Annotated in this window: 21 protein-coding genes and 1 pseudogene; 12 read left to right on the top strand and 10 right to left on the bottom strand. The window is 60.5% G+C overall.

Annotated features, from left to right (window positions below; genetic code table 11):
* Positions 1-118: 118 nt before the first annotated feature.
* The 4 genes and pseudogenes from argB to coaBC form a co-directional block, all read right to left on the bottom strand.
* Positions 119-1,024 carry an acetylglutamate kinase gene (gene argB, locus JIO00_RS28880; protein WP_010465204.1) on the bottom strand — a complete coding sequence of 302 codons (906 nt, stop codon included), beginning with the start codon at positions 1,022-1,024 and terminating at the stop codon, positions 119-121.
* Between the two features lie 25 nt (positions 1,025-1,049).
* Positions 1,050-2,453 (bottom strand): annotated as a pseudogene (locus JIO00_RS28875) (phosphomannomutase/phosphoglucomutase); the annotation flags it as partial.
* 302 nt (positions 2,454-2,755) lie between these two features.
* The gene (dut, locus tag JIO00_RS28870; RefSeq protein WP_010465200.1) at positions 2,756-3,211 is read right to left on the bottom strand and encodes a dUTP diphosphatase; all 456 of its coding nucleotides are present in this window, start codon (positions 3,209-3,211) and stop codon (positions 2,756-2,758) included.
* A gap of 5 nt (positions 3,212-3,216) precedes the next feature.
* Positions 3,217-4,425 carry a bifunctional phosphopantothenoylcysteine decarboxylase/phosphopantothenate--cysteine ligase CoaBC gene (gene coaBC / locus JIO00_RS28865; RefSeq protein ID WP_010465198.1) on the bottom strand — a complete coding sequence of 403 codons (1,209 nt, stop codon included), beginning with the start codon at positions 4,423-4,425 and terminating at the stop codon, positions 3,217-3,219.
* A 136-nt stretch (positions 4,426-4,561) separates the two neighbouring features.
* On the opposite strand from coaBC, the gene radC reads away from it, so the two are divergent.
* Positions 4,562-5,236, top strand: coding sequence for a RadC family protein (radC, locus tag JIO00_RS28860; protein WP_154502227.1), 675 nt, complete (start codon positions 4,562-4,564; stop codon positions 5,234-5,236).
* A gap of 142 nt (positions 5,237-5,378) precedes the next feature.
* On the opposite strand, the gene JIO00_RS28855 is transcribed toward radC, so the two are convergent.
* Positions 5,379-6,965 carry an ABC transporter substrate-binding protein gene (locus JIO00_RS28855; protein ID WP_077748582.1) on the bottom strand — a complete coding sequence of 529 codons (1,587 nt, stop codon included), beginning with the start codon at positions 6,963-6,965 and terminating at the stop codon, positions 5,379-5,381.
* A 445-nt stretch (positions 6,966-7,410) separates the two neighbouring features.
* On the opposite strand from JIO00_RS28855, the gene rpmB reads away from it, so the two are divergent.
* A complete protein-coding gene (gene rpmB / locus JIO00_RS28850) occupies positions 7,411-7,644 on the top strand; it encodes a 50S ribosomal protein L28 (RefSeq protein ID WP_007894701.1) in 234 nt (77 codons plus the stop codon).
* 11 nt (positions 7,645-7,655) lie between these two features.
* The gene (rpmG, locus tag JIO00_RS28845) at positions 7,656-7,811 is read left to right on the top strand and encodes a 50S ribosomal protein L33 (RefSeq protein ID WP_008150173.1); all 156 of its coding nucleotides are present in this window, start codon (positions 7,656-7,658) and stop codon (positions 7,809-7,811) included.
* A gap of 110 nt (positions 7,812-7,921) precedes the next feature.
* Here rpmG and JIO00_RS28840 read toward each other — a convergent pair whose 3' ends face one another.
* Positions 7,922-8,284 (bottom strand): cupin domain-containing protein, encoded by a 363-nt coding sequence (locus JIO00_RS28840; RefSeq protein WP_010465187.1) that lies wholly within the window; start codon positions 8,282-8,284, stop codon positions 7,922-7,924.
* Between the two features lie 238 nt (positions 8,285-8,522).
* On the opposite strand from JIO00_RS28840, the gene JIO00_RS28835 reads away from it, so the two are divergent.
* Together JIO00_RS28835 and JIO00_RS28830 are read left to right on the top strand one after the other, a co-directional pair.
* Entirely contained in the window at positions 8,523-10,016 is a 1,494-nt protein-coding gene (locus tag JIO00_RS28835) for an aldehyde dehydrogenase (protein ID WP_077748583.1), read from the top strand.
* A gap of 155 nt (positions 10,017-10,171) precedes the next feature.
* Positions 10,172-11,317, top strand: coding sequence for an MFS transporter (locus JIO00_RS28830; RefSeq protein WP_200667291.1), 1,146 nt, complete (start codon positions 10,172-10,174; stop codon positions 11,315-11,317).
* Between the two features lie 167 nt (positions 11,318-11,484).
* Here the strand turns inward: JIO00_RS28830 and JIO00_RS28825 are convergent, their stop codons facing one another.
* Both JIO00_RS28825 and JIO00_RS28820 read right to left on the bottom strand, forming a co-directional pair.
* On the bottom strand, positions 11,485-13,053 hold the full coding sequence (locus JIO00_RS28825) for a phospholipase D family protein (protein WP_042932478.1): 1,569 nt from the start codon (positions 13,051-13,053) through the stop codon (positions 11,485-11,487).
* A 60-nt stretch (positions 13,054-13,113) separates the two neighbouring features.
* A complete protein-coding gene (locus JIO00_RS28820; RefSeq protein ID WP_010465180.1) occupies positions 13,114-14,547 on the bottom strand; it encodes an aminotransferase-like domain-containing protein in 1,434 nt (477 codons plus the stop codon).
* 179 nt (positions 14,548-14,726) lie between these two features.
* On the opposite strand from JIO00_RS28820, the gene JIO00_RS28815 reads away from it, so the two are divergent.
* The gene (locus JIO00_RS28815) at positions 14,727-14,972 is read left to right on the top strand and encodes a DUF1127 domain-containing protein (RefSeq protein WP_010465178.1); all 246 of its coding nucleotides are present in this window, start codon (positions 14,727-14,729) and stop codon (positions 14,970-14,972) included.
* A gap of 136 nt (positions 14,973-15,108) precedes the next feature.
* Here JIO00_RS28815 and JIO00_RS28810 read toward each other — a convergent pair whose 3' ends face one another.
* On the bottom strand, positions 15,109-16,401 hold the full coding sequence (locus JIO00_RS28810) for an NAD(P)/FAD-dependent oxidoreductase (protein ID WP_154502221.1): 1,293 nt from the start codon (positions 16,399-16,401) through the stop codon (positions 15,109-15,111).
* Positions 16,402-16,548: 147 nt separating this feature from the next.
* Here JIO00_RS28810 and JIO00_RS28805 point away from each other — a divergent pair, with 147 nt between their 5' ends.
* Positions 16,549-16,902, top strand: a complete 354-nt coding sequence (locus tag JIO00_RS28805; RefSeq protein WP_007947437.1) for a YkgJ family cysteine cluster protein — start codon at positions 16,549-16,551, stop codon at positions 16,900-16,902.
* Positions 16,903-17,041: 139 nt separating this feature from the next.
* On the opposite strand, the gene JIO00_RS28800 is transcribed toward JIO00_RS28805, so the two are convergent.
* Positions 17,042-17,530, bottom strand: a complete 489-nt coding sequence (locus tag JIO00_RS28800; protein ID WP_010465173.1) for an Lrp/AsnC ligand binding domain-containing protein — start codon at positions 17,528-17,530, stop codon at positions 17,042-17,044.
* Positions 17,531-17,687: 157 nt separating this feature from the next.
* On the opposite strand from JIO00_RS28800, the gene dadA reads away from it, so the two are divergent.
* The 5 genes from dadA (at position 17,688) to JIO00_RS28775 (ending at position 21,763) form a co-directional block, all read left to right on the top strand.
* Positions 17,688-18,992 carry a D-amino acid dehydrogenase gene (gene dadA, locus JIO00_RS28795; RefSeq protein WP_010465171.1) on the top strand — a complete coding sequence of 435 codons (1,305 nt, stop codon included), beginning with the start codon at positions 17,688-17,690 and terminating at the stop codon, positions 18,990-18,992.
* Complete coding sequence (locus JIO00_RS28790; protein WP_010465169.1) at positions 18,964-19,317, top strand: RidA family protein; 354 nt, start codon at positions 18,964-18,966, stop codon at positions 19,315-19,317. The genes dadA and JIO00_RS28790 overlap by 29 nt, the downstream gene beginning before the upstream one ends.
* Positions 19,318-19,421: 104 nt before the next feature.
* Complete coding sequence (alr, locus tag JIO00_RS28785) at positions 19,422-20,495, top strand: alanine racemase (protein ID WP_102594922.1); 1,074 nt, start codon at positions 19,422-19,424, stop codon at positions 20,493-20,495.
* A 126-nt stretch (positions 20,496-20,621) separates the two neighbouring features.
* Complete coding sequence (locus JIO00_RS28780) at positions 20,622-21,170, top strand: cupin domain-containing protein (protein WP_007947433.1); 549 nt, start codon at positions 20,622-20,624, stop codon at positions 21,168-21,170.
* 182 nt (positions 21,171-21,352) lie between these two features.
* Complete coding sequence (locus JIO00_RS28775; RefSeq protein WP_077748586.1) at positions 21,353-21,763, top strand: c-type cytochrome; 411 nt, start codon at positions 21,353-21,355, stop codon at positions 21,761-21,763.
* The last annotated feature ends 56 nt before the right edge of the window (positions 21,764-21,819 follow it).

Below are 21,819 nucleotides of genomic sequence, written 5' to 3'. Positions count from 1 at the left end.
AGCAATGATGGGACTGTCAGATCGCTTTCGCGGGCAAGCCTCGCTCCTACAAGGGAGTGCGCAGGAAAAAAAAGACCCCGCTCAGCCAAGCTGAGCGGGGTCTTTTTGTTTGTGTTGCTTAGTGACGCTTGCGATTGCTGATCAACGTACCCACACCGGTATCGGTGAAGATCTCAAGCAGAATCGCATTCGGCACCCGGCCATCGATGATCAGTGAGCTGCCCACGCCGCCCTGAACCGCTTCCAGCGCGCAACGGATCTTCGGCAGCATGCCGCCGTAGATCGTGCCGTCGGCGATCAGCTCGTCGACTTGCTGGGTGGTCAGGCCGGTGAGGACCGTGCCCGACTTGTCCATCAAGCCGGCGATGTTGGTCAGCAGCATCAGCTTTTCAGCCTTCAGTGCTTCGGCGACTTTGCCGGCGACCAGGTCAGCGTTGATGTTGTACGACTCGCCGTTGGCACCGACGCCGATTGGCGCGATGACCGGGATGAAATCACCTTTGACCAGCAGGTTCAGCAAGTCGGTGTTGATCCCGACCACTTCGCCTACCTGGCCGATGTCGATGATTTCCGGCTGGGTCATCTCCGGCGTCTGGCGGGTCACGGTGAGCTTCTTCGCACGAATCAGCTCGGCGTCTTTACCGGTCAGGCCGATGGCGCTGCCGCCATGACGGTTGATCAGGTTGACGATGTCCTTGTTGACCTGGCCGCCGAGGACCATTTCCACCACGTCCATGGTCTGCGCGTCAGTCACGCGCATGCCATCGATGAAGTGGCTCTCGATCGACAGGCGCTTGAGCAGGTCGCCGATTTGCGGGCCGCCGCCGTGAACCACCACCGGGTTGATACCGACGGCTTTCATCAACACGATGTCGCGGGCGAAGCCGGTTTTCAGCTCCTCGCTTTCCATCGCGTTGCCGCCGTATTTGATCACCAGCGTCTTGCCGACATAGCGGCGAATGTAAGGCAACGCTTCGGACAGGACCTTGGCGGTGTTGGCGGCGGCTTCGCGTTCGAGGGTCATTCAGGGCTCCGGGTGCTTCAGAAGATCAAAACGGTAATTGGAGATCAGGTGCAACACGCTTCAGCTGGACTTTGAACACGTCCTTGATGCGCTGCAATTCAGCCTCGTCATCGGCCTCGAAGCGCAGCACCAGCACCGGTGTGGTGTTGGACGCGCGCACCAGGCCCCAGCCTTTGGCGTAGTCGACTCGCACGCCGTCAATGGTGGTCAGGTCGGCGCCTTCGCCCCACTTCGCGTCGTGCAATGCATCAATGATGCTGAATTTGCTCTCTTCGGTCACATGGATATTGATTTCCGGCGTAGAAATATCGTTCGGGAAGGTCGCAAACAGCTCTTCCGCGGTGGATTTTTCCTTGCTGAGGATCTCCAGCAGACGCGCGGCGCTGTAAATGCCGTCGTCAAAACCGAACCAGCGCTCCTTGAAGAAGATATGCCCGCTCATCTCGCCGGCCAACAGGGCGCCGGTTTGTTTCATTTTCTTTTTGATCAACGAGTGACCGGTCTTCCACATGAGCGGACGGCCGCCGTATTCCTTGATCAGCGGTGTCAGGCGGCGGGTGCATTTGACGTCGAAGATGATCTCCGCGTCCGCGTTGCGCGCCAGTACGTCGCGGGCGAACAGCATCAGCAGACGGTCCGGGTAAACGATACTGCCGGTGTTGGTCACCACACCGACGCGGTCGCCATCGCCGTCGAAGGCCAGGCCGATATCGGCGTTGGTTTCCTTGACCTTGGCGATCAGGTCAACGAGGTTTTCAGGCTTGCCCGGGTCCGGATGGTGGTTCGGGAAGTTACCGTCGACCTCGCAGAACAGCGGGATGACTTCGCAGTTCAACGCTTCGATCAATTGCGGAGCGATCACGCCGGCCGCGCCGTTGCCGCAGTCGACCACGACTTTCAGGCGACGAGCCAGTTTGATGTCCTGGACGATTTCGGTGTTGTAGCGGTCGAGGATCTCGACCTGGGTGACGCTGCCCTTGCCGCTGCTCAAGTTGTTGGTCTTGAGGCGGTCGTGCAGGGCCTGGATCTGTTCGTTGGCCAGGGTGTCGCCCGCGATCACGATCTTGAACCCGTTGTAGTTCGACGGGTTGTGGCTGCCGGTCAGCATGACGCCGGATTTGCCGGCCAGTACGTTGGCGGCGTAGTACAGCGCCGGGGTTGGCACCAGGCCCACGTCGCTGACGTGGCAACCGCTGTCGGCCAGGCCCTTGATCAGTTGTTCGACCAGTTCAGGGCCGGACAGGCGGCCGTCGCGGCCAACGGAAACGTTCGGTTCGCCCTGGGCCAGGCTCTGGGCACCGATGGCGCGGCCGAGCCAGTAAGCGGTCTCAGCGTTCAGGAATTCCGGGACCGTGCCGCGAATGTCGTAGGCGCGGAAGATGCTGTCCGGGAACTTGGGTGCGACTGTGGCTGGGGTGCTCATCTGTGGGAATGCTCCATCTCGAAAGTGACTGGACCTGTCCGCGAAAATCTCGTCGGCGGGCTCAAACTGAAGGGTATGACGGCGTTTTCCACTGAGAGTTCGTGGTGCGAAAAGGCCATGCCACCTGCGTTTGCGGGGTAATGATCGGTCAATGCCTTGATTTTGGGCGGTAAACCTTCCAGATGAACGTTGTGCGAATTGTGGCGAGGAGGCTTGCTTGCGCTTGGGTGCGCGGCACTCACAAAATCTTGGGGCCGCTTCGCAGCCCAGCGGGAGCAAGCTCCCTCGCCACAGGATGCTTTATCGGATCAATGGCTGCCGGAATGCCCGAAACCACCGGCACCACGCTCGGTTTCAACAAACTCTTCGACCATCTCGAAGTGCGCTTGAACCACCGGCACCAGAACCAATTGAGCCAGGCGCTCACCGACCACCATGTTGAAGTCGGTCTGGCCACGGTTCCAGCACGAAACCATCAGCGGGCCCTGGTAATCGGAGTCGATCAAACCGACCAGATTGCCCAGCACGATGCCATGTTTATGGCCCAGGCCGGAGCGCGGCAAAATCAGCGCGGCCAAACCCGGATCGCCAATGTAGACGGACAGGCCGGTCGGGATCAGCAGGGTTTCGCCCGGCTTGATGACGGTGTCTTTTTCCAGCATGGCGCGCAGGTCGAGGCCGGCGGAGCCAGGTGTGGCGTACTGCGGCAGCGGGAATTCGGTACCGATGCGGGGGTCGAGGATCTTGGCTTGCAAAGCGTGCATGTAAATTAAACCTGGTTCAGACGTTCGGCGATAAAAGTGATCAGCTGGCGAGCAATTTTGCTTTTGCTGGTCTGGGCGAAAAGTGTGGCGTGCAGTTCTCGATCGATCACGCTGCAGGCGTTTTCTTCGCTGTTGAAGCCAATGCTCGGGTTGGCGACGTCGTTGGCGACGATCAAATCGAGGTTCTTGTCTTTCAGCTTGCGGGCAGCGTAATCGAGCAGGTGTTCGGTTTCGGCAGCGAAGCCGACACTGAACGGACGGTCGGGGCGGGTGGCGATGGTGGCCAGGATGTCCGGGTTGCGCACCATCTGTAGCAACAAGCCGTCGCCGTTCGTAGGGTCTTTCTTGAGTTTCTGTGGGGCGACGACTTCAGGACGGTAGTCCGCGACCGCTGCCGAGGCGATAAACAGGTCGCAAGGGATCGCGGCTTCGCAGGCGGCGAGCATGTCGCGAGCGCTGACCACGTCGATGCGGGTGACACGATCCGGAGTCGGCAGGTGCACCGGGCCGGTGATCAGCGTGACGCGGGCGCCGGCTTCCACCGCGGCTTCGGCCAGGGCAAAGCCCATTTTTCCGGAGCTGTGGTTGGTGATGTAGCGCACCGGGTCGATGTTTTCCTGAGTCGGGCCGGCGGTGATCAGCACGTGTTTGCCGGTCAATGCCTGGCGCTTGAAGCAGTCCGCCGCGCACTGGGCGAGCTCGACGGCTTCGAGCATGCGCCCCAGGCCGACGTCGCCGCACGCCTGGCTACCGGAGGCCGGCCCGAAGGCTTTGATGTCGCGGCTTTCGAGGGTTTGCAGGTTGGCCTGGGTTGCCGGGTCGCGCCACATGGCCTGGTTCATCGCCGGGGCGATGGCGACCACCGCATCGGTGGCCAGCACCAGCGTGGTCAGCAGATCGTCAGCAATGCCTTGGGCCAGACGGGCAATCAGGTCCGCCGTAGCAGGGGCGATCAGCACCATATCGGCCCACTTGGCCAGCTCGATGTGGCCCATGGCAGCTTCTGCCGCGGGGTCCAGCAAGTCGAGATGAACCGGGTGCCCGGACAAGGCCTGCATGGTCAGCGGAGTGATGAACTCGCTGCCGCCACGGGTCATGACCACGCGCACTTCGGCACCCTGGTCGATCAGGCGGCGAACCAGGTCGGCGCTCTTGTAGGCAGCAATACCGCCGCCGACGCCCAGAACGATGCGTTTCCGATACAGCCGCTGCATAGGTCTGCCTTTTATTTCGTTGATGACAGCATGGCGAGACCCCCTCCCCAGGGATGAAATCGCCAGCAAAAAAGATGGGCTACGATATCACAGCGACCGCTATGGAACAGCGGCGCCCACAGACAGGGAAGGTGCTATGAGTATTCGTGATTGGCCGGCGGCGGAGCGGCCGCGGGAGAAGTTACTGGAGCAGGGATCGGCGAGTCTCTCGGACGCAGAGCTGCTGGCGATTTTTTTACGGACCGGTGTGTCCGGCAAAAGCGCGGTGGATTTGGCGCGACACCTGTTGCAGCAATTTGGCAGCCTGCGCACTTTGCTCGAAGCCGACCTTCGGACCTTCAGTGGTGAGCTCGGCCTTGGGCCGGCAAAGTTTGCGCAGTTGCAGGCGGTGCTGGAAATGGCCCGCCGGCATCTGGCAGAGCGGTTACGACGTGATTCAGTGATGGAAAGCCCCCTGGCGGTGCGCGACTACCTCAAGTCGATGCTGCGCCACGAGCCGCATGAGGTCTTCGGTAGCCTGTTCCTGGATTCAAAACACCGGGTGCTGGCGTTTGAGGTGCTGTTTCGCGGCTCCATCGACAACACCAGCGTGTACCCGCGACAGGTGGTCAAGCGCGCATTGGCTCATAACGCCGCCGCATTGATCCTTTGCCACAACCATCCGTCGGGCAATTCCGATCCCAGTCAGGCTGATCGAATGCTGACCAAGCGCTTGCAAGAGGCGCTGGAATTGATTGATGTGCGGGTGCTTGACCATTTCATCATTGGTGACGGCGAGCCGCTTTCAATGGCCGAGTATGGGTGGATGTAGGGCTTGGGGTCGGGCTTCTGTGGCGAGGGAGCTTGCTCCCGCTTGAGTGCGCAGCGCTCACAGGATCTTCAGGGCCGCTGCGCAGCCCGGCGGGAGCAAGCCCCCTCGCCACAGAGAAGCATTCGCGCAGCGTTTCCGAGCGTTACTTGAGGTTGACCTTGGAGTAATCCTGGCGACCAAACGGGCTGACCGAGTAACCCTCGACGTTCTTGCGCGTCAACGCGAACGCCGTCGGGTGGGCCAACGGCAGCCAAAGCGCCTGCTGCTGGATCTGCGCCTGGGCCTGTTCGTAAAGCTTGGTACGCACACCTTGCTCGCCGGTGGTTTTGCCGGCGCTGATCAGCTTGTCCAGGTCCTGGTTGCAGTAGCGTGCGAAGTTAGTACCGGATTTGACCGCGGCGCAGGAAAACTGCGGCGTGAGGAAGTTGTCCGGGTCACCGTTGTCGCCAGCCCAACCCATGAACAGCAGGTCGTGCTCGCCGGCTTTGGCGCGGCGAATCAGCTCGCCCCATTCGATCACGCGGATTTCGGCCTGGATGCCGATTTCCGCAAGGTCCGATTGCAGCATTTGAGCGCTCAGGCTCGGGTTCGGGTTCAGCAGACTGCCGGAAGGTCGGGTCCAGATGGTGGTCTGGAAGCCGTCCTTGAGTCCGGCCTTGGCCATCAATGTCTTGGCCTTCTCGACGTCATGCGGATAACCGGGCAGGCCTTTGGCGTAGCTCCAGGTGTTCGGCGGGTACGGGCCGTTGGCAGGCTCGGCAGTGTCTTCGAACACGGCTTTGACATAGTTGGCCTTGTCGAAGGCGAGGTTGATCGCCTGGCGCACTTCAGGTTTGTCCAGCGGCGGATGTTGGCTGTTGATGCCGACGAACGCAGTCATGAAGGCGTCAGTCTTTTCCACTTTTAGGGTCGGTTCTTTCAGCGCGGCCTGTACGTCCAGAGGCTTGGGCGACAGGGCGATCTGGCACTCGTTGCGACGCAATTTCTGCAAACGCACATTGGCGTCCGGGGTGATGGCGAAGATCAGCGGGTCCACCGAAGGCTTGCCACGGAAGTAGTCCGGGTTGGCCTTGTAGCGAATCGAGGCATCTTTTTGGAAGCGGGTGAACACGAATGGGCCGCTGCCGATCGGCTGGCTGTTGAGCTTCTCGGGCGTGCCGGCCTTCAGCAGTTTGTCGGCGTATTCCGCGGAATAGATCGAGGCGAAGCCCATACTCAGGGTCGCGAGGAAGGTTGAGTCCGGGTGATCAAGGGTGAAGCGTACGGTCAGCGGGTCCAGTGCATCGATCTTCTTGATCAGCGCCGGCAACTGCATCGATTGGGCGTGCGGGAAGCCGCTCTGGGCGACCTTGTGCCAAGGGTGCGCCGGGTCGAGCATGCGGTCGAAGCTGAATTTGACGTCTTCGGCGGTCAGCTCGCGTGTCGGGCTGAAGTACTCGGTGCGGTGGAATTTCACCTGTGGGTGCAACTTGAACACGTAGGTCAGGCCGTCGGGGCTGACTTCCCAGCTGTCCGCGAGGCTGGCGACCACTTTACCGCTGGCGGTGTCGAAGTCCACCAGACGGTTCATCAGCACATCGGCGGACGCGTTGGTGGTGGTCAGCGAGTTGTATTGCACCACGTCGAACCCTTCCGGACTCGCCTCGGTGCAGACGCTCAGGGCGGCGGCATGGGCCAGCGGGCTCAGCAGGAGCGGGGCGAACAACAGCGGTAGGGCAGCGAGGCGCATGGTCGGATTCCTTTACAGATCGAAGGCCCATCTGCAAGTGCAGTCTGGAAAAGGCTTACCCTAGTGGGCTCTTTTGCAAATGACTATCCCCTTTTTCATTTTAAGGAGAGTATGTGCGCTTGTTTTCGGTGATGCGGGCCGAGGAAAACCCGAAATCGGTCGGTTGACCGATTCTCTGCGACGAGCGGTCTTAATCGGCCACAGCCTTTATCCAAGGCGCTCGGCGCCCGAAAAATGGGGAATTTATAAAGTCCGCGCACACGGAATGTTGTTGCTCTCTAGTCTTTCTGGTATAAAGCAGCGCTCTTTTCTAGGGGCCCGGTTCCTTCACTGTAGGTGTAGCCGGTAAGACCTCTAAAGAAACGCGGCGCCTGGCGCCAAATGACTGAGAGATTAAGCGGCCAACCCATGCCGGGTTGGGCATGTGGTTTTAGAGGGCTGAGGCATGTCGAGAGTATGTCAAGTTACCGGTAAGGGTCCGGTGACTGGGAATAACATTTCCCACGCAAACAACAAAACCCGTCGTCGTTTCCTGCCGAACCTGCAGCATCACCGCTTCTGGGTTGAAGAAGAGAAACGTTTCGTGCGTCTGCGCGTATCTGCCAAAGGCATGCGTATTATCGACAAGCGTGGCATCACTGTCGTGCTGGCCGAAATCCGCAAAGCTGGCAAGATCTAAGGGAGCTAATCATGCGTGAATTGATTCGAATGATTTCTAGCGCCGGTACTGGTCACTTCTACACTACCGACAAGAACAAGCGTACTACTCCGGACAAGCTCGAAAAGCGCATGTTCGATCCGCGCGTTCGCAAGCACGTGATGTACAAAGAAGGCAAAATCAAGTAATTGATTTTTCCCTCTTACAAAAAAGGCCCGTATCGCGAGATACGGGCCTTTTTTGTTGCCTGCAGGTTATGGCTTGCCTGCGAAGAGGCCGGCCCGGCTAATACAAATCCTCAGGCCTTCTGTTCAAACGCCACATAAATCTTGCGGCACGGCTCCAGCACTTCCCAGGTGCCCCTGAACCCGGCCGGGATCACGAAGCGATCACCCGCACGCACGGTCTTGCTGTTGCCGTCGTTGTCGCGCAGCACTGAAACGCCCTGAATGATTTCGCAGTACTCATGCTCGGTGAAGTTCACATGCCACTGGCCAACAGCGCCTTCCCACACGCCCGCATTCAACTGGCCGCAAGGGCTGTTGTAGTGGTTGTAGACCGCTTGCTCGGGGTCGCCCTTGAGGACTTTTGCAGGGTCCGGCCGATAGCGATCGGGTTGGGTGGTGGCCTGGCTGAAGTCGACGATGTCCTGGATGCTCATTGTTGTTATCCCCCGTGATTGCGGCGCGGTTGGTTGGAAAGCCCAAAGTCTATGTTTATTAAAATGAACATCGCAAGGCCGTTTGCCGGCCTTATGTCAAATATATTGAAACTTCACCTGTCGCTGGTTTAGGGTGGCGGTTGCCTTGGGCCGAAAAATCAGGCTGGCTGGGCAGAATTCCTGACAGCGTCCGCGACGATCGTTGGGCGCTCGTATTCAACAAGAGGAGGACACTCGTATGACCACCCTGACTCGTGCCGATTGGGAACAACGGGCTCGCGATCTGAAGATCGAAGGCCGTGCCTACATCAATGGCGAATACACCGATGCCGTCTCCAGCGAGACCTTCGAGTGCATCAGCCCGGTCGATGGCCGTCTGCTGGGCAAGATTGCCAGCTGTGACGCCGCCGACGCCCAGCGCGCCGTTGAAAATGCCCGCGCCACCTTCAATTCCGGCGTCTGGTCGCGCCTGGCACCGACCAAGCGCAAAGCCACCATGATCCGTTTCGCCGGCCTGCTCAAACAGCACGCCGAAGAGCTGGCGCTGCTTGAAACCCTGGACATGGGCAAGCCAATCAGCGATTCCCTGTACATCGACGTTCCCGGCGCGGCACAAGCCCTGAGCTGGAGCGGTGAAGCCATCGACAAGATCTACGACGAAGTCGCCGCCACCCCGCACGATCAGCTGGGTCTGGTGACTCGCGAACCGGTCGGCGTGGTTGGCGCCATCGTGCCGTGGAACTTCCCGTTGATGATGGCCTGCTGGAAACTCGGGCCGGCGCTGTCCACCGGTAATTCGGTGATCCTCAAGCCATCGGAAAAATCCCCGCTGACCGCCATTCGCATTGCTGCGCTGGCCGTCGAAGCCGGCATTCCGAAGGGCGTGCTTAACGTTTTGCCGGGTTACGGTCACACCGTCGGCAAGGCCTTGGCCCTGCACAATGACGTGGATACGCTGGTGTTCACCGGTTCGACCAAGATCGCCAAGCAATTGCTGATCTACTCCGGCGAATCGAACATGAAGCGCGTCTGGCTCGAAGCGGGCGGCAAGAGCCCGAACATCGTGTTTGCCGATGCCCCGGACCTGCAAGCCGCAGCTGAAGCGGCGGCCGGTGCCATTGCCTTCAACCAGGGCGAAGTCTGCACTGCTGGTTCGCGTCTGCTGGTCGAACGCTCGATCAAGGACACCTTCCTGCCGCTGGTGATCGAAGCACTGAAAACCTGGAAGCCGGGCAACCCACTGGACCCGGCGACCAACGTCGGCGCGCTGGTGGACACCCAGCAGATGAATACCGTGCTGTCCTACATCGAATCCGGCCACGCCGACGGCGCCAAACTGGTGGCTGGCGGCAAGCGCACGCTTCAGGAAAGCGGTGGCACTTACGTTGAACCGACGATTTTCGACGGCGTAAACAATGCGATGAAAATCGCTCAGGAAGAAATCTTTGGCCCGGTATTGTCGGTGATCGCGTTCGACACCGCCGAAGAAGCCATCGCGATTGCCAACGACACACCTTACGGCCTGGCTGCTGCGGTGTGGACCAAGGACATTTCCAAGGCGCACCTGACCGCTCGTGCGCTGCGTGCCGGTAGCGTGTGGGTCAACCAATACGACGGCGGCGACATGACCGCACCGTTTGGCGGCTTCAAGCAATCGGGCAATGGCCGCGACAAGTCGCTGCACGCGTTCGACAAATACACCGAGCTGAAGGCGACCTGGATCAAGTTGTAAGCACCACGCAACGAAGATCCCCTGTGGGGGCGAGCCTGCTCGCGATGGCGGTGTGACAGTCAACATCCAGTGTTGAATGTTGTTCCGTTATCGCGAGCAGGCTCGCTCCCACATTGTTTTGTGCGGTGCCAAAAATATCCACAGGAGCGTGGAACATGCGTTGGGCGACTTATTTCGCCGTGTTGGCGTCTGTCTTGAGTGTTGGCCTGGCCCTGGGGGTCAGCATGCCGCTGGTGTCGTTTCGCCTGGAAAGCTGGGGCTACGGCTCGTTCGCCATCGGTGTGATGGCGGCGATGCCGGCCATTGGCGTGCTGCTGGGGGCGAAGATTTCCAGCCATCTGGCCTCGCGTCTGGGCACGGCCAACCTCATGCGTCTGTGCCTGTGGGCCGGGGCGGTGTCCATCGGCTTGCTGGCGCTGTTGCCGAGCTATCCGGTCTGGCTGGTGATGCGCCTGATGATCGGGGTGATCCTGACCCTGGTCTTCATCCTCGGCGAAAGCTGGATCAACCAACTGGTGATCGAACAATGGCGCGGACGATTGGTGTCGCTGTACGGCAGCAGCTACGCGCTGAGTCAGCTGGCCGGGCCGTTGCTGCTGGGCGTTCTGGGCACCGAACACGATTACGGCTTCTGGGTCGGCGTCGGCTTGCTCATAGCGGCGCCGCTCCTGTTGCTGGGCCGCAGCGGCGCACCGTCCAGTGAGGCTGCCAGCGTGACGTTTGGCGACTTGTGGGGCTTCTGCCGTGGCTTGCCGGCGATTGCCTGGGCGGTGTCGCTGTTCGCGGCGTTTGAAGCGATGATCCTGACCTTGTTGCCGGTGTATTGCCTGCGTCAGGGTTTCACCACGGAAATCGCCTTGGCGATGGTCAGCACCGTGGTGGTGGGTGATGCCCTGCTGCAATTGCCGATCGGCGCGCTGGCGGATCGCTTGTCACGCCGCACTTTGTTCACCGGGTGTGCGGTGGTGTTGCTGCTTTCGAGTCTGGCGATCCCGTTGCTCATCGATACGTTGTTGATCTGGCCGTTGTGGGTGCTGTTTGGCGCCAGCGCCGGAGGATTGTTCACCTTGTCGCTGATCCTGATCGGCGAACGCTATCGCGACGATGCACTGGTGCGAGCCAACGCGCACATTGCGCAACTGTGGGGCATCGGTTGCCTGATCGGGCCTTTGGCGGCCGGTGCCGGCAGCCAGTGGATCAGCGGGCATGCGTTGCCGCTGTTCATGGCCGCGGGGGCGTTCGGGTTGGTGATCTTACTGTCACGCCAAGGCGCGTTCGGTGGAGTTGCCGAACCGGCCTGAAACCCTGCACAAGCGTGTGGCGAGGGAGCTTGCTCCCGCTCGACTGCGCAGCAGTCGCCTATCGGAGCCCTCGTTCAGTCTGAATGAACGGGGGCTTCTGGTTTAGGGCCGCTTCGCGACCCAGCGGGAGCAAGCTCCCTCGCCACATTTGATTGATGGAAGCAACGCTACAACATCCGCTCAAGGCCGACCGCCGTGCTGAACCAGGAATTGAAGCGGCGCCATAGACTCCCTGGCTCCTTGGTCAGCGTGTGCATTTTGCCGTCATCCTCCGTCACCCAGACGATCCGGTCATTCTCCAGTTTCACCTGATAGCTCAAGGGCGGCGCCATACCCTCCATGGCCGCTCTACGCACATGCGCGGCGAGTTCGGGGCTGTCCACCAGCACGCCGACTTCGGTGTTCCACAGCACCGAGCGTGGATCGAAGTTGAATGAGCCGATGAAGGATTTCTGCTGGTCGAAGATCATCGCCTTGCTGTGCAGGCTGGAATCGGAACCCCGGAAGGACTTGCTGTAGAAAATATGCGGCCCGCTGCCGCCGCCTTCGCCGGGCTGGCGGCGCAGTTCGTACAGCTTCACGCCATGTTCCAGCAGCGCCCGGCGATAAGGCGCGTAACCGCCGTGCACGGCCGGCACGTCCGTGGCTTCAAGCGAGTTGGTCAACAAACTCACCGACACCCCGGCGTCGGCCCGGCCGGTGAGGTAGACCAACCCCGGCTGCCCCGGTACGAAGTAAGCCGAGATCATGATCAGTTCTTTGCTGACGCCCGTAAGCTCCGGCGCCAGTTGCGTGGTCAGCAACAAATGGGGGTCAGGCTCGCCGTCCGACAAGACCTTGCTCGGTGCATCCCACAGCGCCTGGTTCCAGGCCCAGATCAGCTCCCGGCGCCAGATGTCCATGCGTGGCTTTGTGGTGTAAGTCATCAACTGCTGATAGAGCGCATGATTCTGCTTGCGGGTCTCTTCCAGGGATTCTTCCAGGCGCGTGCGGGTATTTTGCAGGTCCTTTTGCGTCGGTCTGCTCGACAGGAACTCGTCGATCGGTTTGCTCAGCGCGCTGTTCCAGTACTGGTCGAAGCTGTGGCCAAGCTGTTCCGCCACCGGCCCGACGCCGAGCATGTCGATGTCGGTGAAATTCAGGTTGGGCTCGGCATCGAAGTATTCGTCTCCCAGGTTACGGCCGCCGACGATGGCCGCACTGTTGTCCGCCAGCCACAACTTGTTGTGCATGCGCCGATGTTGCAGCGACAGGTTGAACAAGCGGCCCATGGTGCGCGTCACGCCCGTGGCGCGGCCCAGGTGCAGCGGGTTGAACAGGCGGATCTGGATCTGCGGGTGTGCAGCGAGAGTCGCGATGATCCAGTCCAGGCCGTCGCTGGTGGTGTCATCGAGCAGGATTCTCACCCGCACGCCGCGATCCGCAGCTTTGAGTAACTCGTCCGCCAGCATCCGCGTGCTGATGCCGTCATGCACGATGTAGTACTGCAAGTCGAGGCTGCTTTGGGCATTGCGGATCAGCTCGGCACGGGCCATGAAGGCTTCGCTGCTGTTGGACAGCAAGCGAAAGCCGGACCTGCCCTCGTGGGGCGCGGCCTGGGCCTGGATCGAGCGGCCGAACGCCGAATCGCTGGCGGGTAAAGCCTGGCTCGGTTCGCGTTGAACGTCGAAGCTGGCGCAACCGCCCAGAAACGAGGCGAGTAGCAGAAGAGCAAGTAGGGGCTGTCTGACTCTCACGTAGGAACGTTCCGATTGGCGGCAAAGGTCGGTATATGGACGCTGGATTCCTGAGAAAGGTCAGTCGGTGATGTGGTCCGTTTCTGCCAGCAGTTTGATCGCTGCGGCGCCGACCTTGCGCACGGCTTCTTCGATCAGCGGTGTTGGCTTGGCAGCGTAGTTCATCCGCAGGCAGTTGCGGTACTTGCCCGAGGCGGAAAAGATGCTGCCGACGGCAATCTGTACGCCTTGATCATGCAGGGCGCGATTCAGTTTCAAGGTGTCAAAGCCGTCCGGCAGCTCAACCCACAACATGAAGCTGCCTTGCGGGCGACTGGCGCGGGTGCCGGCGGGGAAATAGCGCGTGACCCAGTCGATCATCAGGTCGCGACTGCGTTGGTATTGCGTGCGCATCCGCCGCAAATGCGGTTCGAAATGCCCGGCCTTGAGAAATTCGGCAATCGCAATCTGCGGTTGTGGCGCGGTAGAGCCGGTGCTGATGTATTTCATGTGCAGCACCCGTTCCAGATAGCGTCCGGGCGCGACCCAGCCAATGCGCAGCCCAGGTGCCAGGGTTTTGGAAAAGGAACTGCACAGCAACACGCGGCCGTCTTCGTCGAAGGATTTGATCGTGCGTGGACGCGGGTAGCTGTAGGAGAGTTCGCCATACACATCGTCTTCGATAATCGCTACGTCGAAACGCTGTGCGAGCGTCAACAAGGCGCGTTTGCGCGATTCCGGCATGATGTAGCCCAGCGGGTTGTTGCAGTTGGGCGTCAACTGTATGGCCTTGATCGGCCATTGCTCCAACGCCAGTTCGAGCGCATCGAGGCTGATCCCGGTGATCGGGTCGGTGGGGATTTCCAGGGCTTTCATGCCCAGGCCCTTGAGGGTCTGCATGGCGCCGTGAAAGCTGGGCGAGTCCACCGCCACAATGTCCCCCGGCTCGCAAATCGCACGAATGCTGGTGGACAGCGCTTCATGGCAGCCGGTGGTCACCACCAGGTCGTGGGCGGTCAATTGGCACCCGGAATCGAGCATCAGGCGTGCGATCTGCTCGCGCAGTTCGAGGGTGCCGTAGATGTTGTCGTAATACAGACCGGGCATGTCCTGGCGACGGCTGATGCGCGCCAGGTTGCGCAGCAACGGTTTCATGGTCGGCGTGGTGATGTCCGGCATGCCGCGGCCCAGTTGCACAACGTCCTTGCGCGGGACGGCGCGGATCAATTCCAGCACCTGATCCCACTGCGAAATATCCACCGGACGCTGGGCCGGACGGCCGATGGCCGGCAGCTCCGGCAATTCGCGGCCCACCGGTACGAAGTAGCCGGACTTGGGTTTGGGGGTCGCCAGCCCGCTGTCTTCCAGCACGCGATAGGCCTGCTGCACCGTGCTCAGGCTGACCCCGTGCTCGACACTCAACGCCCGCACCGACGGCAGCCGGTCACCGGGGCGATAGAAGCCCTGTTCGATACGGGTGCCGAGCAATTCGGCGAGGTTGACGTAAAGGGTCATGGCGCAGTCTCGATGCGGGTGATTCGGTTAACCAGTACAGATGGGGCTAAATTATCGGATTCAGACGCTGAATCGAAGAATCTGTATGGGGTTAATACAGTCTCGTTGAATCTGTAATGCTTTTTGCCGTCCGCGCATCATGAAAGCTCTGGCTACCCAAGTAAACAGGAGCAATCAAAATGAACGGCTTGAGCGATGTGCGGCTGACGTTACACAGTCAGGAACTGGCGGCAGGGCAGAAAAACGGTGCGCGCGAGGCAGTCATGCGCAATGCGCCGTCCGGCCTGAGTCGCTGGGGTCTGTTCTGGCATCGTCTGCACACGCGCAAGGCGTTGCTGACGCTCACGCCCGAGCAACTCAGGGATGTGGGGTTGAGTCGGGAGCAGGCGCGGGAGGAGGGGCTTAAGCCTTTCTGGCGGATCTGAGTTTTGCGGTGTTCTGGAGGGCCTCTTCGCGGGCAAGCCTCGCTCCTACAGGGTTAGTGTCGATCTTCCGACCGACGCATAACCTGTAGGAGCGAGGCTTGCCCGCGAAGGCGTCCGCAAAAACGCTACAACTTCCTCAGACCAACTCTTTAAGCCGATGCCACAACATCCCCAGCGCCAACAGCGGCGAGCGTAAATGCTTCCCGCCGGGGAAGGTGATATGCGGGACGCGAGCGAACAGATCAAACCCGCCCCCTTGCTGCCCGCTGATCGCCTCGGCCAACAACTTGCCCGCCAGGTGCGTGGCATTCACCCCATGTCCGGAATACGCCTGGGCGTAATACACATTCGGCTGATCCTTGAGCTGGCCAATCTGCGGCAGTCGGTTGGCGCCGATGCCGATCATCCCGCCCCATTGATAGTCGATCTTCACCCCGCCCAGTTGCGGGAAGACTTCCAGCATCTTCGGCCGCATGTACGCGCCAATGTCCTTCGGGTCGCGGCCCGAATAATGGCAGGCACCGCCAAACAGCAAGCGTCGATCCGCCGAAAGCCGGTAGTAATCCAGCGCCACCCGTTGATCGCAGACCGCCATGTTCTGCGGCAGGAGCGAGTGCGCCAGCTCTTCACTCAACGGCTCGGTGGCAATGATGTAGCTGCCCGCGGGCAGCACCTTGCCGCTGAGCTGCGGGTTGAGTTGGTTGAGGTAAGCGTTGCAGCCCAGCACCAGCGTCTTGGCGCGGACCGAGCCTTGGGCGGTATGGACCTTTACTTCGGGGCCGTAATCGATGCGGGTCACCGCCGAGTGTTCGAACAGCTTTGCGCCCAGCTGCTGCGCGGCGGCCGCTTCGCCCAGTGCCAGGTTAAGCGGGTGAAGATGGCCCGAACCCATGTCGATCAAGCCGCCGACGTAGCGGTCCGAACCCACCACCGAGTGCATTTCATCGGCTTGCAGCAGCCGGGTTTCATAGCGGTAGCCGAGGCTGCGCAGCTCTTCGGCATCTTCGGCGAAACCCTCGAGGTCGCGGTGTTTGTTAGCCAGGTCGCAGTAACCCCAGGTCAGGTCGCACGGAATCTGGAAACGCTCGACACGCTGGCGGACGATTTCCACCGCTTCCAGGCCCATGAGTTTCATCTGGCGCACCCCTTGCGCACCGAGCACGTCGGTGAACTGATCGAGGCCATGACCGACGCCGCGAATCAATTGCCCGCCATTGCGTCCGCTGGCACCCCAGCCGATCTTGTGCGCTTCCAGCAAGATCACGCTGAGGCCGCGTTCGGCCAGCTCAAGCGCCGTGTTCAGCCCGGAAAACCCGCCACCGACCACGCACACGTCCGCCACCAGATCGCCTTGCAGCACCGGATGATCGGGCTGCGGCAGGCTGCTGGCGGCGTAGTAAGAGGCAGTGTGCTGGGCACGGGCATTCATGTGAGCGTCCCTGATTCGTGTGTCTATAAAATTTGACGGAGCATAAGCCGGACGTTCCGGCGCGGGCAACATTGGTCGGTTCGTGCTGTCTGGATCGCGGCTTTTGCGTCAGAATCCCGGTCTATTCCGCTTTGGGTCACCGCTTCGATGAGCTGCAACAGCCAGAAAATCCGCACGCTTCGCCAGCAGATTCCCTCGTTCGAGTGCGTGCCCGGCTGCCATGACTGCTGTGGACCGGTGACCACCTCGCCGGAAGAAATGTCCCGCCTGCCGCGCAAGACCCGGGCCGAGCAGGATGCGGCGATGGATGAACTCAACTGCGTGCACCTGGGCCCCAATGGCTGCACGGTGTATGACGAGCGGCCGCTGATCTGCCGATTGTTTGGGACCACCAAGACCTTGCCGTGCCCGAATGGGCGGGGGCCAGTGGAGCTGATTCATCCGCGGGTGGAGAAGCAGATTCATGAGTACATGGCGTCGACCCGGCAGGTCCTCGTCTGAGGGAAGACCGAGTCGCCTGTATCGCTAGCAGGCTAGCTCCCACACTGGATCTGCGTCATGCACAGACTGTGTGCCCGCTGAAGATCAGCGGTGGGAGCGAGCCTGCTAGCGATGGGGTCTGAACAGACACCACAAAGTCTCAATCCGGAATCGGCAGGCACAAACTCTCTTTCACCTCTTCCATCACGATATAGCTCTTGGATTCGCGCACATGCGGCAGCTTGAGCAGGATGTCGCCCAGCAGCTTGCGGTAGGAAGCCATCTCGGAAATCCGCGCCTTCACCAGGTAATCGAAATCCCCCGACACCAAATGGCATTCCAGCACATGGGGCAGTTTCAGCACCGCACGTCGGAACTCTTCGAAAGTGTCGCCGGATTTGTAGTCGAGGCTGATCTCGACGAACACCAGAAGACTACCCTTGAGGTGCTGCGGATTGAGCCGGGCGTTGTAGCCCATGATGATCCCTTCGCGCTCCAGGCGCCGGACCCGCTCGGTACACGGAGTGGTCGAGAGCCCGACCTTTTCCCCAAGCTCGGTGAAGGAGATGCGTCCGTCCGCTTGCAGGATCCGCAGGATGTTGCGGTCGATCTTGTCCAGCTCACGTTTGGTCTGAGTGTTGGTACGCATAGGGGATGCGCCTCCGTGAAAAGGGTTTTTGCCGAGAATTCTCGCCAAATATAGGCAGTTATATAGTGAAAAGCACTGCCTAATCTTTTTTACACTGCGCACATCAATGCTCTACAACTACGAACGTCAGCGGCAAGCCGCGATGAGGGATATGAAAATGCGCGTTATGGTCTTGGGTAGCGGCGTCATCGGTACCACCAGTGCTTATTATCTGGCGCGTGCCGGGTTCGAAGTGGTGGTGGTGGACCGTCAGCCGGCCGCTGCCATGGAGACCAGTTTCGCCAACGCCGGGCAGGTATCGCCGGGTTATGCCTCGCCGTGGGCCGCGCCGGGCGTGCCGCTCAAGGCCATCAAGTGGCTGCTGCAGCGCCACGCACCGCTGGCGATCAAGGCCACCGCCGACATAGACCAATACCTGTGGATGGCGCAGATGCTGCGCAACTGCACCGCCAGCCGTTATGCGGTGAACAAGGAACGCATGGTGCGTCTGTCCGAGTACAGCCGTGACTGCCTCGACGAACTGCGCGCTGAAACCGGCATTGCCTACGAAGGCCGCAGCCTCGGGACGACCCAACTGTTCCGCACCCAGGCTCAACTGGACGGCGCGGCAAAAGACATCGCCGTTCTGAAAGAGTCCGGCGTGCCGTTCGAACTGCTCGACCGCGCTGGCATTGCCCGCGTTGAGCCGGCCCTGGCTAGCGTCACTGATATCCTCGCCGGTGCCTTGCGCCTGCCGAACGACCAGACTGGCGACTGCCAGATGTTCACCACTCGCCTGGCCGAAATGGCCGTCAAATTGGGCGTGGAATTCCGTTTCGGCCAGGACATTCAGAAGCTCGACTTCGCCGGTGATCGCATCAACGGCGTATGGATCGACGGCAAGCTGGAAACTGCGGATCGCTACGTGCTGGCACTCGGCAGCTACTCGCCGCAACTGCTCAAGCCACTGGGCATCAAGGCCCCGGTGTATCCGCTCAAGGGTTACTCCCTGACCGTGCCGATCACCAACCCGGCGATGGCTCCGACCTCGACCATTCTCGACGAGACCTACAAGGTCGCGATCACCCGTTTCGACAACCGCATCCGCGTCGGCGGCATGGCTGAAATAGCCGGTTTTGACCTATCGCTGAACCCGCGTCGGCGCGAAACCCTGGAGATGATCGTCAACGACCTTTATCCTCAGGGCGGCGATCTGGCCCAGGCGAGCTTCTGGACCGGTCTGCGTCCGACCACCCCGGACGGCACGCCCATCGTTGGTGCCACCCCGTTCAGCAACCTGTTCCTGAACACCGGTCACGGCACGCTCGGCTGGACCATGGCGTGCGGCTCCGGCCGTTTGCTGGCTGACCTGATGGCGAAGAAAACGCCGCAGATCAGCGCCGAAGGCCTCGATATTTCCCGTTACGGCACAAAACTTCAGGAGTCCGCAAAACATGTCAATCCAGCGCCAGCTCACCAATGAGCGCATGAGCCAGATCGTTGTCCACAGCGGCACCGTCTATCTGGCAGGGCAGGTCGGCGACGACATGAATGCCGGGATTGAACAGCAGACCCGTGAAACCCTCGCCAATATCGAGCGTTTGCTCGATCTGGCAGGCACCGACAAGAGCCGTTTGCTCTCGGTTACGATTTACCTGAAAGACATCGACGCGCATTTCGAAGGCATGAACGCGGTGTGGGACAAGTGGCTGCCAAAAGGCGTCGCCCCGGCCCGCGCGACCGTTGAGTCGAAGCTGTGCGAACCGCAAATCCTGATCGAGCTGTCGGTCGTCGCCGCTCTGCCGTAAGCCTGTCAGGACGTTAGAAAGATCCCTCTTCCGGTGCTGTTGGCGGTTCACGCCGTCAGCCAGCGCCGGTTTTTATTCCCATGACCGCCTAGAAGTCTGCCGCCATGCGTCCAGCCCGTGCCCTGATCGACCTTCAAGCCCTGCGTCACAACTACCGGATCGCCCGTGAAACCACGGGGGCCAAGGCCCTCGCCGTGATCAAGGCGGATGCCTACGGCCATGGCGCGGTGCGTTGCGCCCAGGCGCTGGAAGCCGAGGCGGACGGATTTGCCGTGGCTTGTATCGAAGAAGCGTTGGAGCTGCGCGCGGCTGGCATTCGGGCGCCGGTGTTGTTGCTGGAAGGTTTTTTCGAAGCCGATGAGCTGTCGCTGATCGTCGAGCATGATTTCTGGTGCGTGGTGCATTCGTTGTGGCAGCTCGAAGCCATCGAGAATGCCGTGTTGAGCAAACCCATCACGGTCTGGCTCAAGCTCGATTCGGGTATGCACCGGGTTGGCTTGCATCCAAAGGATTATCACGCGGCGTATCAACGGCTGCTGGCCAGCGGCAAGGTGGCGAAGATTGTCTTGATGAGCCACTTCGCCCGCGCCGATGAGCTGCACGAGCAGGCCAGCGCCGAGCAGGTCGCTGTGTTTGAAGCGGCACGTAAAGGTTTGTCGGCCGAGATCAGCTTGCGCAACTCGCCGGCGGTACTCGGTTGGCCGCAGATTCCGAGCGATTGGGTTCGCCCGGGCATCATGCTCTACGGCGCCACGCCGTTTGAAGAAGCCAACGCCGTGGCCTCCCGTTTGCAGCCGGTGATGACCCTGGAATCGAAAGTGATCTGCGTGCGTGAACTGCCGGCCGGCGAGCCGATCGGTTATGGCGCCAAATTCATCACCCCCAAGCCCATGCGCGTCGGGGTGGTGGCCATGGGTTATGCCGATGGTTACCCGCGTCAGGCACCGACCGGCACGCCAGTATTGGTCGCCGGGCAGCGCAGCCAGTTGATTGGCCGGGTGTCGATGGACATGCTCTGCATCGATCTGACCGATGTACCGCAGGCCGGCCTGGGTTCGACCGTTGAGTTGTGGGGTAAAAACATCCTCGCCAGCGACGTGGCCGCCGCCGCTGACACGATTCCCTATCAGATCTTCTGCAACCTGCGCCGGGTGCCAAAGCTCTATTCCGAGGGTTAGCGGTCAGCAGTCCGTACCGGAAGTCGCTTCGCTGAACAGGATTCAGGCCAAAGTGTTGTAAATACTGAACGCTGTCGCCATGATAACGCTCAATATTTCTACAACCTGAATCTTGGAGGCGCAAGCTTGGACGTCGGTGAACGACTGCAATCCATCCGTAAGCTCAAAGGTCTTTCCCAGCGTGAGCTCGCCAAGCGCGCGGGCGTCACCAACAGCACGATTTCCATGATCGAGAAGAACAGCGTCAGCCCCTCGATCAGTTCGCTGAGGAAGGTACTGGGCGGGATTCCCATGTCCATGGTCGAGTTCTTTTCCGAAGAAATCCTGCAGGAAAAACCGACGCAGATCGTCTACAAGGCCAACGAGCTGATCGATATTTCCGATGGTGCAGTGACCATGAAACTGGTCGGTCGGGCGCATCCGAGCCGGGCTATCGCCTTCCTCAATGAAATCTACCCGCCTGGCGCCGACACCGGTGACGAGATGCTCACCCATGAGGGCGAGGAAACCGGCATTTTGGTGGAAGGCCGACTGGAACTGGTGGTAGGGCTCGAAACTTTTGTGCTCGAAGCGGGGGATAGCTACTACTTTGAAAGTACCAAGCCACACCGTTTCCGTAATCCGTTCGATGCGCCGGCGCGACTAATCAGCGCAGCTACGCCCGCGAATTTCTAAGAGAAGAGGCGTCCTGCCAGCATGGCGGAGGCACCCGAACTGTTTTTCCATTGCGCAACAAGACCCCTTCGACTTTGGGGTTGTTTCAGTGTGACGGGGTTACCGTTATACTTGCGCCCGCCTGCGAACCGTGGCCGTAGGCGTGACTAGCCACCATTGAGGGTGAACGCGTGAATCTAATTATGAAAATGCTGGCCGTACCAGCAACCGTATTGGCCCTATGGGCAGTCAGCGCACAAGCAGCGACCAACGACGATATTGCTAAACGCCTTGAGCCAGTCGGCCAGGTTTGCGTCCAGGGTCAAGAGTGCAAGGGGATGGAAGTTGCTGCTGCTACTGGCGGTGGCGGTGCCAAGACGCCTAAAGATGTGATTGCAAAACATTGCAATGCTTGCCACGGAACCGGCCTGCTGGGTGCGCCGAAAATCGGCGACAAGGCTGCCTGGAAAGAGCGCGCCGATCACCAGGGCGGCCTAGACGGCATCCTGGCCAAAGCCATTACCGGTATCAATGCGATGCCGCCTAAAGGCACCTGCGCCGACTGCTCCGACGACGAGCTGAAGGGCGCCATCAAAGAAATGTCCGGCCTGTAACACGCCAGCATCTTCAGCGAAAAAGCCGCTTACGAGCGGCTTTTTTGTGCCTGCGA

This window comes from Pseudomonas sp. SW-3 (assembly GCF_016615645.1).
GTDB lineage: Bacteria > Pseudomonadota > Gammaproteobacteria > Pseudomonadales > Pseudomonadaceae > Aquipseudomonas > Aquipseudomonas mandelii.
The sequence above is the reverse complement of the archived record's forward strand: the minus strand, read 5'-3'. Positions and strand labels throughout refer to the sequence as shown.